This window comes from Nocardioides sp. S5 (assembly GCF_017310035.1).
Taxonomy (GTDB): domain Bacteria; phylum Actinomycetota; class Actinomycetes; order Propionibacteriales; family Nocardioidaceae; genus Nocardioides.
Genome location: NZ_CP022296.1, coordinates 4,738,400 through 4,749,522, shown reverse-complemented (window position 1 = coordinate 4,749,522; position 11,123 = coordinate 4,738,400). Strand labels below are relative to the sequence as shown.

The following is an 11,123-nucleotide window of genomic DNA, read 5'->3' as shown; positions in this document are numbered from 1 at the left end:
GGGTGCCCCGCGGGCGGTGCCCGTGGGTTTGACCCCCTCTTTCCCCACCGCGTACCGTTGGCCGGTCGCTCCGTGTCGACGGGTGCCGCATGTCCACGATCCGCCTCATGGCGGCCACGTGGGCGGGCGGTGCCGGCCGAAAGTGTCTGATTCTGGGCCAAGCATCGACCGCGCTGTGGAGTGGACATCCCTCGAAACCTTCGGAGAAATAGCCGTGAGCAAGCGTACCTACCAGCCGAACAACCGTCGCCGTCACAAGGTGCACGGCTTCCGTCTGCGCATGCGGACCCGCGCCGGCCGCTCGATCCTGTCCAGCCGCCGCCGCAAGGGCCGCAAGAGCCTGGCGGTCTGACGGTCCGAGTCCACGGCTCCCGCCGTGCTCCCCGCTGTCCATCGCCTCGCCGACAGTGACGACTTCCGTCGCACTGTCCGCGGGGGCCGTCGTGCCGGTTGCGCGACCCTGGTCGTCCACCTCTGGGTGGACGCCGACGCGCCCGCGGCACCGACGCAGGTGGGGTTCACGGTCAGCAAGGCCGTGGGCAACGCCGCCACACGCAACCGCGTGAAGAGACGACTCCGGCACCTGACCCGGGAGCGCCTTCCGGACCTGGAAGGGCTCCCGGGTCGTGCTGCTCTCGTGGTGCGTGCGCTCCCGGCGGCCGCTGAGGCGTCCTACGCGTCGCTCGGTGCCGACCTGGGCCGTACGCTCGACCGGGTGAGCGGCACATGAAGCACCTCCTGATCGGGTTCATCCGCGCGTGGCGGTTCGCGATCAGCCCGCTCTACGGCCAGGTCTGCCGCTACCACCCGAGCTGCTCGGCGTACGCCCTCGAGGCGGTCACCGAGCACGGGGCAGTACGCGGCACCTGGCTCTCCGTACGCCGTATCGGTCGCTGCCACCCGTGGTCCGACGGCGGCTACGACCCGGTTCCGCCCCGTGTCCCCTCCCGCGCCCCTGTCGCGGGCTCCACCACCCCGAGCCAGGGAGCTTGAGTGATCGACTTCTTCGTGTCCATCGGCAGCGCCATCATGACGCCGCTCTACTACGTGATCTCGTTCGTGCTGGTGGGCTTCCACAACGTCTTCGGGGACCTGTTCGGGCCGACGTCCGGCCTGGCGTGGGTGCTGTCGATCATCGGACTGACGCTCGTGGTCCGTGCGGCGCTGATCCCGCTGTTCGTGAAGCAGATCAAGTCCAGCCGCAACATGCAGCTCATCCAGCCCAAGGTGCGTGAGCTGCAGAAGAAGTACGGCCACGACCGGGAGCGTCTCGCGCAGGAGACGATGAAGCTCTACAAGGATTCGGGCACGAACCCGTTCGCGTCCTGCCTGCCGATCCTGTTGCAGATGCCGATCTTCCTGGCGCTCTTCCGCATCCTCGACCAGGCGGCACGCAACCCGGAGACCAAGCGCGGCCTGATGACCCCTGAGCTCAACGAGCAGCTCAGCGCGGCCGTCTTCGCCGGCGGCAAGATCTCGGACACGTTCCTGAACGCCGACGGCGTCGAGGTCCGGGTGCTGGCCGCCGTGCTGGTGCTGGCGATGACGCTCACCACGTTCCTCACGCAGCGCCAGCTGATGAGCAAGAACATGCCGGCCGACGCACTGTCCGGCCCCTACGCCCAGCAGCAGAAGATGCTGCTCTACGTCCTCCCCGTGGTATTCGCGGTCGGCGGTATCGCGTTCCCGGTCGGTGTCCTCTTCTACTGGACCACCTCGAACCTGTGGACGATGGCGCAGCAGTTCTACGTCATCCGCAACAACCCCGCGCCCGGCACCCCGGCCTTCAAGGCCAAGGAGGACCGCGACCGCGCGAAGGCGGCGAAGAAGGGCATCGCCATCGAGCCCGAGGCCACCGAGGCCCCTGTCGTCACCGAGGTGAAGCAGCCGCGCCAGCAGCCGCAGCGGCAGACCAAGGCACAGCGCAACCAGAAGAAGAAGCGCTGACCCACAGTTCTCTGCGAGCCCGATGAGGCGTCGCACCCCGAAGGAAGCAGGAGACACACGTGAGTGAGCAGATGACCGACGCGGACGCCGCAGGAACCGAGGTCCCCGAGGACTCGGGCACCGAGGAGTCCAGGACCGACGAGTCCGGCACCGACGAGTCCGGGACGCCCCGCCTGACCAAGGTCCAGCGCCTCGAGCACGAGGGCGACATCGCCGCCGACTACCTGGAGGAGCTGCTCGACATCGCGGACCTCGACGGCGACCTCGACATGGACGTCGAGGGTGACCGTGCCAGCGTGCAGATCGGCGGAGCGGACCTGAGCCTGCTGGTGGGCCGCAACGGCGAGGTGCTGGAAGCACTCCAGGAGCTGACCCGCCTGGCCGTCTACCGCGAGACCGGCGAGCGCTCGCGCTTGATGCTGGACGTCGGCGGCCACCGTGCCCAGCAGCGGACCCGTCTCGTCGCCCTGGCCGAGAAGTCCATCGCCGAGGTGAAGGAGTCCGGCGAGGCGATGTCGCTGGAGCCGATGAGTGCCTTCGAGCGCAAGGTCGTCCACGACGTGGTGGCTGCGGCCGGCCTGACGTCGGAGTCCGAGGGCGCCGAGCCGAAGCGCCACGTGGTGATCCTTCCCGCGTGAGCGACGACGTTTCACGTGAAACAGCACCCTCTGCGCCCGATGTGGCGCGGAGGGTGTTCGCGTCCGAGCGACTCCCCCTGGCCGAGAGGTACACCGAGCTGCTCGCCACCGAAGGTGTGCTCTGGGGACTGATCGGTCCCCGTGAGGCACCGCGGCTGTGGGATCGGCACGTGCTCAACTCCGCGGTCCTCGCTGAGGCGATCCCCGAGGGATCGACCGTGTGTGACGTCGGGACCGGCGCGGGACTGCCTGGGCTCGTGCTGGCGATCGCGCGCCCAGACCTGGAGGTGATGCTCGTGGAGCCGTTGCTCAGGCGTACGACGTTCCTGGACGAGGTGGTCGAGGAGCTCGGCCTCTCCCACGTCACCGTGCGTCGTGGGCGGGCCGAGGACCTCCATGGCGAGCACGTGTTCGACGTGGTGACCTCACGCGCGGTCGCTCCGCTGGAGAAGCTGCTGGAATGGTCCATGCCGTTGGTCGCGGCGACAGGCGCGACGGTGGCCATGAAGGGACGGACCGTGCAGGATGAGATCGACTCAGCGGCCGCGTTCCTCGTGAAGTGGAAGTGCGGTGCTCCTGAGGTGTCCGAAGTGGGCGTCGGCATCGTTGATCCACCGACGACCGTGGTCCGGGTTCCGTGGGCCGACCCGGCGCAGATAGGTTGGCCCCTTGCCCGCGACGCCAAGCGTCGCCGTACCAAGCGCAGCCCGCGCGCACCGAAGTGAGAGGTGGCCCGAGTGCCGGACCGTCCCAGCGACACCACGAGCGCGGACCCGAGCTCCGAGGCGCGCACAGAGTTTTCCACCGGCCGCGGTGCGCCTGCTGAGCGGGGCTATCCACAGGCCGGACCTACTTCTCCACAGGGAGGTACGGACGCCGGCGTGCCGGACGACGTTTCACGTGAAACCGCAGCGGACGGTGTTTCACGTGAAACACGACCCGCGTGGCACGTCCGTACCGCCGCCGACATCGCCGCCCAGGACAACGACTTCCCCGACCACGGCACCCCCCTCGCCCAGGCGGCCCAGCACTCCGTCCTGGCGCGGTCGGGCGGGTTGCGGCGGCAGGGCGTCCCGCGTCCGGAGGCCACGCGGGTGATGGTCGTCGCCAACCAGAAGGGCGGCGTCGGCAAGACGACCTCGACGGTCAACGTCGCTGCCGGGCTGGCGCAGCTCGGCCAGAAGGTCCTCGTGATCGACCTCGATCCCCAGGGCAACGCGTCCACCGCCCTGGGTGTGGAGCACCACCGGGGCACCCCGTCGACGTACGACATGCTCGTCGAGGGCGAGCCCCTCGCCGACGTGATGACCGAGTGCACCGACCTGCCGGGGCTCTGGGCCGTGCCGGCGACGATCGACCTCGCCGGAGCAGAGATCGAGCTCGTGAGCGTCGTGGCCCGCGAGCAGCGCCTCGTCCGCGCGATCAACGCCCATCCCTTGGTCGGTACCGCCGCCGACGTCGGGGAGGAGCGGTTCGACTACGTCTTCGTCGACTGCCCGCCCTCGCTCGGCCTGCTCACCCTGAACGCGCTCGTGGCCGGGCGGGAGATGTTCATCCCGATCCAGGCGGAGTACTACGCGCTCGAGGGCCTCGGCCAGCTGCTCGAGACGGTCGAGATGGTGCGCCAGCACCTGAACCCCCAGCTCGTCGTGTCCACGATCCTGCTGACGATGTACGACGCCCGCACCCGACTCGCTGCCGGCGTCGCGGAGGAGGTGCGCAGCCACTTCGGCGACCAGGTCCTCAAGACGGCGGTCCCGCGCTCGGTCCGGGTGTCCGAGGCGCCGTCGTACGGGCAGACGGTGATGACCTACGATCCTGCGTCGGCGGGTGCGCTGTCCTACCTGGAGGCTGCCCGCGAGATCGCCAGCAAGGGAGCCCCCGCATGAACACCACCCCCCCGCGGCGCGGCCTCGGCCGTGGCCTGGGCTCGCTGATCCCCACCTCCCCCAGTGCGCCGCCCGCATCTGCCTCCGGGTCAGGGGATGGGGGCGGAGCCGCGAACGGCGCACCTGTGGCCGGTTCCACGTCGAACAACGGCTCGGGCGGGCCGGACCAGGTCAGCGACGGCTCCGTCGCTGGTGCCTACTTCGCCGAGCTGCCGATCACCCAGGTGCGCCCGAACGCGCGCCAGCCCCGTCAGGTCTTCGAGGAGGAGGCGCTGGCCGAGCTGGTGCACTCCATCCGCGAGGTCGGCCTGCTCCAGCCGGTCGTCGTCCGGAAGAGCGGCGAGGACTCCTACGAGCTGATCATGGGAGAGCGTCGCTGGCGAGCCTCCCAGGAGGCCGGTCGCGACACGATCCCCGCGATCGTGCGGGAGACCGACGACAACGACATGCTGCGCGACGCGTTGCTGGAGAACCTGCACCGCTCCCAGCTGAATCCCCTCGAGGAGGCGGCTGCCTACGGCCAGCTGCTCGAGGACTTCGGCTGCACCCATGATGAGCTCGCCCAGCGCATCGGGCGCTCGCGTCCGCAGATCTCCAACACCCTGCGCCTGCTCAAGCTCTCCCCGGCCGTGCAGCGACGCGTGGCAGCCGGAGTGCTGTCCGCGGGCCACGCCCGTGCGTTGCTGAGCGTCGACGACCCGGGCCTGCAGGACCGGCTGGCCGGACGGGTCACCGCAGAGGGGATCTCCGTGCGCGGCCTCGAGGAGATCGTGTCCGTCGGCGTCTCCGAGGACGACTCCCCCCGTGTGGTGCGCCGCAAGCCGACCGCCCCCGGGCTCGCCGACCTCGCGGACCGGCTCTCCGACCGGTTCGAGACCCGGGTGAAGGTCGACCTGGGCAAGGCCAAGGGCAAGATCACCGTCGAGTTCGCCAGCCTCGACGACCTGCGTCGCATCGTCGACGTCATGGACCCGCGCAACCGCGACGACCGCCCGATCTGAGACGAGCAGCGACGACCGAGGAACGAGGTCGGCGCGTGCGCTCGGCCAGATCGAGTAGGCCCCGCGCCTGAGGAACAAGGCGCGTCGAGGCCATATCGAGATCTCACGTGGAACCCGAGTCTCGACACGCCGGCTCGTTCCTCGCCGGCTACTCGACCACCGACAGCGGGGCGATAAGTCGACAAAACCACAAAGCGACAGATAGATCTGTCGACAGGTCTACTTGTTGCCTTGTCGCTTCGTCCGCTTCTCGGCACGCTTGCGGGCGCGCTCCCGCTTCTCCGAGGCGTCGAGGACGGCCGCCTCCTCGAGCGTGGGAGCGCTGCCGCCCTTCGACGCGGGCAGCCACCAGGAGCCGGGAGGCTGCTCGGCCGAGGGGTACTCGGCGATGACCTCGTCGAGGAGCCTCGACATCCGGGCGTGCAGCTCTGCGGTCTCGCCCACGGGGTCGGCGCCGGTCACGTGCATCGGCTCACCGACCTTGATGGCGATCGTCTTGCCACGGGAGAAGTCGCGCGGGTGGTCCTTGGTAATCATCCGCTGGGTGCCCCACATGATGACCGGCACGAGAGGTACGCCGGCCGCCGCCGCGATGCGTACGGCTCCGGTCTTGAACTCCTTGAGCTCCATCGCCCGCGAGATCGTGGCCTCGGGAAAGATCCCGACCGCCTCGCCCCGGCGCAGGTGGTCGACCGCGGTGTGGAAGCTGGCCACGCCCTCGCCGCGATCGACCTCGATGTGGTGCAGCGAGCGCATGAGCGGCCCGACCCAGCGGTGGTCGAAGAGCTCGCGCTTGGCCATGAAGCGCACGAGGCGGCCCGAGGGGTTGGCGGCGAGACCGCCGTAGACGAAGTCGACGTAGCCGATGTGGTTGTAGGCCAGCAGCACCCCGCCGGTGCGCGGGACGTTGTCGGTGCCCGTCATCTGGAAGCGCTGGCCGAGCGCCCGGAAGGCGGTCTTGGCGGTCACGATGATCGGGGGGTAGGTCACGTCGCGCATGGGCCGAAGCCTAGGGTCAGCGCCGCGGCGCGGCGAGCGTTCGTGACAGGCGACTCACGCGTCGTCCCGCGCGCTCAACGGCGGGTCGCGAGGAAGTCCGCGATCCGCCCGATCGCCTCCTCCAGCACGCTCGCCTCCGGCAGCGTCACCAGCCGGAAGTGGTCGGGGGTGGGCCAGTTGAAGCCGGTGCCGTGCGTGACGAGGATCTTCTTGGCCCGAAGCAGGTCGATGACGAACTCCTGGTCGTCCTCGATGGCGTAGACATCGGGGTCGAGCCGGGGGAAGCAGTAGAGCGCGCCACGCGGCTTGACGTTGGAGACGCCGGGGATCTCGTTGAGCAGCCGGTGAGCGAGCATCGACTGCTCGTAGAAGCGTCCTCCCGGCCCGATCAGCTCCTCGATCGACTGGTAGCCCCCCAGCGCGGTCTGGATCGCGTGCTGTGCGGGCACGTTGGCGCACATGCGCATGTTGGCGATCAGCGTGAGGCCCTCGAGGAAGTCGGTCGCGATCTCCTTCGGCCCCGAGATCATGACCCAGCCGGCGCGGTAGCCGCAGACGCGGTAGGCCTTCGAGAGCCCGGAGAACGTCAGGCACAGCACGTCGTTGCCGCCGTACGTCGCCGCGTGGTGGTGCTGGGCGTCCTCGAAGAGGATCTTCTCGTAGATCTCGTCGGCCATGACCACCAGCTGGTGCCGCCGCGCGATGTCGACGAGCCCCTTGACCGTCTCCTCGCTGTAGACGGCCCCGGTGGGGTTGTTCGGGTTGATGATCACCAGCGCGTGCGTGTTCTCGGTGATCTTGGCCTCGATGTCGGCCAGGTCCGGGTTCCAGTCGTCGTCCTCGTCGCAGCGGTAGTGCACGGGAATGCCGCCGGCGAGGGTGACGGCGCCCGTCCACAGCGGGTAGTCCGGGGCCGGCACGAGGATCTCGTTGCCGTCGTCGACGAAGGCCTGGAGCACCATCGAGATCAGCTCGGAGACACCGTTGCCGATGAAGATGTCCTCCACGCCGACGTCGCGCAGTCCGTGGGACTGGTAGTAGTGCATGACGGCGGTGCGCGCCGACCAGATGCCCTGCGAGTCGGCGTACCCCTGGGCGTCGGGCAGGTGGTGGATCATGTCGGCGAGGATCTGCTCGGGGGCCTCGAAGCCGAACGGCGCGGTGTTGCCGATGTTGAGCTTGAGGATGCGGTGGCCCTCGGCCTCGAGGCGCTGGGCCTCGACCAGGATCGGGCCGCGGACGTCGTAGCGGACACCTTGCAGCTTCTTGCTCTGTCGGATCGGGCGCACGACTCATCCTCTCAGGCGCCCCGCGGGGCTAGCATCGGTGTCGTGTCCCGCAAGACCGCACGCCTCACGGTCGACCACCTCGCGGAGCTGGCCGACCCGGTGCGCGCGTGCCTGTTCTGGGAGCTCACGCCGGTGGACCGCTCCCGGCTCGACGAGCACGAGCGGATCGCGGAGAAGGAGAGCTGGGTCTCCGGCGTCTTGCGGGACTGGGGCTCGTGTGGGCGGGTCGTACGCGTCGACGGGCGCACCGTCGGGCTCATCATCTACGCCCCCGCACCCCGGTTCCCGGGCGCTGCGTCGCTGCCCACCGCGCCGTCCTCGCCGGACGCCGTGGTCGCGGCCACGGCGTGGATCGAGCCCGAGCTGAGGGGCGGTGGGCTCGGACGGCTGCTGGTGCAGGCGATGGCGGCCGACCTGGTGGAGCGCGGCCACACGGCCGTGGAGGCGTACGGCGACACACGGGGGCGACCGGACGGCTGCGTGCTGCCCGCGGACTTCCTCGGCAGCGTGGGCTTCAAGACCCAGCGAGCGCACCCGACGACGCCGCGGATGCGGATGGAGCTGCGCACCGCGCTGAGCTGGAAGGACGAGGTGGAGCTGGCGCTCGAGCGCATGTGGGGCGTCGTGCGCCCCACGCACAAGGCGGCCCGCCCGATCGGATCGGTGCGGACCGCCTCCGGCGACTGGGGACGTCTCAGATGATGCCTTCGAGCTCCTTGAGGAGCGCGGCCTTGGGCTTGGCGCCGACGATGGACTTCACGACCTCGCCGCCCTGGTAGACGTTGATGGTCGGGATGCCGGTGACGCGGTAGGACGAGGGGGTCACCGGGTTCTCGTCGACGTTCATCTTGAGGAAGGTGAGCTTCTCACCGTGCTCGGCGTTCAGCTCGTCGAGGATCGGGGCGACCTGGCGGCACGGACCGCACCACTCCGCCCAGAAGTCCACGAGGACGGGCTTGTCGGACTTGAGGACCTGCGCCTCGAACTCGGCGTCGGTCACAGCGGCGATGTTGGCCACGGGTGTGCCCCTTTCATCGGGATAGGTCGGTGGGGTGTCGATCAATCCAACACCACCCCCCGGACAGTTGTTCCCGCCCTCGCCCAGTCCCGGTAGTCCACCGGCTTCTGGCTGCGCAGGGGCCCTCGGGACAGCCACTTCCCGGTGGACTACACGCCACTTCACGGTGGACTACCGCGCACCAGTGGTGCACCACCTACATCATGAAGTAGATTCACTACATGACCACGCCCACCGACGTCCTCGACCGGGTCCTGCACCTGGCCACCCTTGTGCAGGCCGACCTGGCCCGCTTCGAGCGCGAGCAGGGCCTCACGACCTCGCGCGTGCACGTGCTGTGGGTGGTCGGTGCGGGCGGACCGAGCACCCAGCAGGCGCTGGCGCAGGCGCTCGGCGTCACCCCTCGCAACGTCACAGGCCTGGTGGACGGACTCGTCGCCAGCGGGCACGTGACGCGGGAGGACCACCCCACGGACCGTCGGGCGACCCTCGTCACGCTGACGGAGCTGGGCACGCGCACCGTGGACGACCTCGTGGCGTCCCACACCGACCTGGCAGGACGGTTGTTCGGGGACGTCCCGCCGGAGCGCCTCGCGGTCTTCAGCGAGGTGCTCGACGACACGACCGGCCGGTTCGCCCGGCTGATGGAGGAGGCGTGATGGACGCCGTACGCCGCGGCCTGGCCCTGGCCTGGAAGGCGCTGAGGCTGGAGATCACGCTCTACCGGGCGCTGGGGCGCTGGCTCGTACGCCGACCCGACGTGCCGGCCGGCGCGACACCCATCGGCTACTCGCGGCTCGTCGCCCCGATGCTCTGGTTGTGGATCTTCGGCTCCGCCGTCGAGGTCGTGGTGCTCGACGTGGTGCTCAGCCGGTGGTGGACGCCGCTGCGGATCCCGCTGCTGGTGCTCGGCGTCTGGGGCCTGGTGTGGATGCTGGGGATGCTCGCGGCCTACCGCGTGCGCCCGCACCTGCTGGGCGAGGCGATGCTGCAGGTGCGCGACGGCATCCACGCCCGCGTCGACGTACCCCTGGAGCGCATCGCCGGCGTGCGCACCGTCGACCACGAGCTCCCGGGCCTGCTGAGGTCCGTGCACGTCCAGGGCGAGGGCGAGGGCGCGATGCTGCTGATCGGTGTCGGCAGCCGCACGAACCTCGAGCTGGTGCTCACCGGACCGACGACGCTCCGGACGCCGCACGGCTCGTCGACCGTGACCCGGGTGGGTCTGTGGGTCGACGAGCCGCGCGAGGTGGCTGAGGTGCTCAGGCGCCGGCGGTCTGCACCTCTTCGGCGATCGCCTCGACGGTAGCCGCCGCGTCACCCGCGGTGGACGCCTCGTGGTCGAGGGCTGCGATGAAGCGCTCGGCGTCGAGGGCGGCCGCGCAGCCGGTGCCGGCAGCGGTGATCGCCTGGCGGTAGTGGTGGTCGACGAGGTCACCCGCGGCGAAGACGCCCGGCAGGTTGGTCTTGGTCGAGGGGTGCTCGACGAGGACGTAGCCGTCGTCGTCGAGGTCGACCTGGCCGGTCAGCAGTTCCGAGCGGGGGTCGTGCCCGATCGCGATGAAGAGGCCCGTGACGTCGAGCCGGCGCTCCTCGCCCGTCACGGTGTCGCGCAGGTCGATCGACTCGAGCTTGTCGGCGCCGTTGATCGCGGCGACCTCGGAGTTCCACACCATCTCGAGCTTCGGGTCGGCGAAGGCACGCTCCTGCATGATCTTGGAGGCACGCAGCTCGTCGCGGCGGTGGATGAGGTAGACCTTCGAGGCGAAGCGGGTGAGGAAGGTCGCCTCCTCGATGGCCGAGTCGCCGCCACCGACGACGGCGATGGCCTGCTCCCGGAAGAAGAAGCCGTCGCACGTCGCGCACCACGACACACCGCGACCGGACAGCTCGTCCTCGCGAGGCAGGCCGAGCTTGCGGTAGCCCGAGCCCGTGGACAGGATCACCGAGCGCGCGGTGTAGGTGTCGGTGGCGGTCCTGACGACCTTCACGTCACCGGTCAGGTCGACCTCGACCACGTCGTCGGAGACCAGCTCGGCGCCGAAGCGCTCGGCCTGCGCACGCATCTCGTCCATCAGTGCGGGGCCCATGATGCCGTCACGGAAGCCGGGGAAGTTCTCCACCTCGGTGGTGTTCATCAGCGCACCGCCGGCGGTGACCGATCCCTCGAACACCAGCGGCTCCAGCGCTGCACGGGCCGCGTAGACAGCGGCGGTGTAGCCCGAGGGCCCCGAGCCGATGATGATCACGTTGCGCGTGCCGGTGGTCTCGCTCATGGGGCTGTGTCACTCCTGCTGGGTCGGGTGTCTTCCTACGTGCTCAACCGATCGTAGGCCAGCGTT

At 69.7% G+C, this 11,123-nt stretch carries 14 protein-coding genes and 1 pseudogene; 11 read left to right on the top strand and 4 right to left on the bottom strand.

What is annotated here, in order from left to right; translation table 11 throughout:
• Positions 1–214: 214 nt before the first annotated feature.
• From rpmH to CFI00_RS23370, 8 genes and pseudogenes are all read left to right on the top strand, one after another.
• A complete protein-coding gene (rpmH, locus tag CFI00_RS23405) occupies positions 215–352 on the top strand; it encodes a 50S ribosomal protein L34 (protein WP_056156542.1) in 138 nt (45 codons plus the stop codon).
• Positions 353–376: 24 nt separating this feature from the next.
• The gene (gene rnpA, locus CFI00_RS23400; protein WP_207083320.1) at positions 377–730 is read left to right on the top strand and encodes a ribonuclease P protein component; all 354 of its coding nucleotides are present in this window, start codon (positions 377–379) and stop codon (positions 728–730) included.
• Positions 727–933 (top strand): annotated as a pseudogene (gene yidD / locus CFI00_RS23395) (membrane protein insertion efficiency factor YidD); the annotation flags it as partial. The gene rnpA and the pseudogene yidD, both read left to right, overlap by 4 nt.
• A 60-nt stretch (positions 934–993) precedes the next feature.
• Positions 994–1,947 (top strand): membrane protein insertase YidC, encoded by a 954-nt coding sequence (gene yidC / locus CFI00_RS23390; protein WP_207083318.1) that lies wholly within the window; start codon positions 994–996, stop codon positions 1,945–1,947.
• Positions 1,948–2,006: 59 nt separating this feature from the next.
• Entirely contained in the window at positions 2,007–2,585 is a 579-nt protein-coding gene (locus CFI00_RS23385) for a R3H domain-containing nucleic acid-binding protein (RefSeq protein ID WP_242532603.1), read from the top strand.
• A gap of 53 nt (positions 2,586–2,638) precedes the next feature.
• A complete protein-coding gene (gene rsmG, locus CFI00_RS23380) occupies positions 2,639–3,310 on the top strand; it encodes a 16S rRNA (guanine(527)-N(7))-methyltransferase RsmG (RefSeq protein WP_242532602.1) in 672 nt (223 codons plus the stop codon).
• Positions 3,311–3,466: 156 nt separating this feature from the next.
• On the top strand, positions 3,467–4,474 hold the full coding sequence (locus tag CFI00_RS23375; protein WP_277988336.1) for a ParA family protein: 1,008 nt from the start codon (positions 3,467–3,469) through the stop codon (positions 4,472–4,474).
• Complete coding sequence (locus CFI00_RS23370; RefSeq protein ID WP_207083316.1) at positions 4,471–5,475, top strand: ParB/RepB/Spo0J family partition protein; 1,005 nt, start codon at positions 4,471–4,473, stop codon at positions 5,473–5,475. The genes CFI00_RS23375 and CFI00_RS23370 overlap by 4 nt, the downstream gene beginning before the upstream one ends.
• Positions 5,476–5,694: 219 nt before the next feature.
• Here CFI00_RS23370 and CFI00_RS23365 read toward each other — a convergent pair whose 3' ends face one another.
• Entirely contained in the window at positions 5,695–6,474 is a 780-nt protein-coding gene (locus tag CFI00_RS23365) for a lysophospholipid acyltransferase family protein (protein WP_207083315.1), read from the bottom strand.
• Between the two features lie 74 nt (positions 6,475–6,548).
• The gene (locus CFI00_RS23360) at positions 6,549–7,763 is read right to left on the bottom strand and encodes a pyridoxal phosphate-dependent aminotransferase (RefSeq protein WP_207083314.1); all 1,215 of its coding nucleotides are present in this window, start codon (positions 7,761–7,763) and stop codon (positions 6,549–6,551) included.
• Between the two features lie 42 nt (positions 7,764–7,805).
• On the opposite strand from CFI00_RS23360, the gene CFI00_RS23355 reads away from it, so the two are divergent.
• On the top strand, positions 7,806–8,465 hold the full coding sequence (locus tag CFI00_RS23355; RefSeq protein WP_207083313.1) for a GNAT family N-acetyltransferase: 660 nt from the start codon (positions 7,806–7,808) through the stop codon (positions 8,463–8,465).
• On the opposite strand, the gene trxA is transcribed toward CFI00_RS23355, so the two are convergent.
• On the bottom strand, positions 8,458–8,781 hold the full coding sequence (trxA, locus tag CFI00_RS23350) for a thioredoxin (protein ID WP_056603764.1): 324 nt from the start codon (positions 8,779–8,781) through the stop codon (positions 8,458–8,460). The two genes, CFI00_RS23355 and trxA, sit on opposite strands and share 8 nt — an antisense overlap.
• A gap of 221 nt (positions 8,782–9,002) precedes the next feature.
• Between trxA and CFI00_RS23345 the strand changes: the two genes are divergently transcribed.
• Positions 9,003–9,440, top strand: coding sequence for a MarR family transcriptional regulator (locus CFI00_RS23345; protein WP_207083312.1), 438 nt, complete (start codon positions 9,003–9,005; stop codon positions 9,438–9,440).
• Positions 9,440–10,090, top strand: a complete 651-nt coding sequence (locus CFI00_RS23340) for a hypothetical protein (RefSeq protein ID WP_207083311.1) — start codon at positions 9,440–9,442, stop codon at positions 10,088–10,090. The genes CFI00_RS23345 and CFI00_RS23340 overlap by 1 nt, the downstream gene beginning before the upstream one ends.
• Here CFI00_RS23340 and trxB read toward each other — a convergent pair.
• The gene (gene trxB / locus CFI00_RS23335) at positions 10,044–11,057 is read right to left on the bottom strand and encodes a thioredoxin-disulfide reductase (protein ID WP_207083310.1); all 1,014 of its coding nucleotides are present in this window, start codon (positions 11,055–11,057) and stop codon (positions 10,044–10,046) included. The two genes, CFI00_RS23340 and trxB, sit on opposite strands and share 47 nt — an antisense overlap.
• Between the last annotated feature and the right edge of the window lie 66 nt (positions 11,058–11,123).

Bases quoted from the DNA above. Each gene is read 5' to 3' on its own strand.
- CFI00_RS23370 (WP_207083316.1), top strand. From the start codon at position 4,471: ATGAACACCACCCCCCCGCGGCGCGGCCTCGGCCGTGGCCTGGGCTCG.
- CFI00_RS23345 (WP_207083312.1), top strand. From the start codon at position 9,003: ATGACCACGCCCACCGACGTCCTCGACCGGGTCCTGCACCTGGCCACC.
- CFI00_RS23340 (WP_207083311.1), top strand. From the start codon at position 9,440: ATGGACGCCGTACGCCGCGGCCTGGCCCTGGCCTGGAAGGCGCTGAGG.
- trxB (WP_207083310.1), bottom strand. From the start codon at position 11,057: ATGAGCGAGACCACCGGCACGCGCAACGTGATCATCATCGGCTCGGGG.
- CFI00_RS23365 (WP_207083315.1), bottom strand. From the start codon at position 6,474: ATGCGCGACGTGACCTACCCCCCGATCATCGTGACCGCCAAGACCGCC.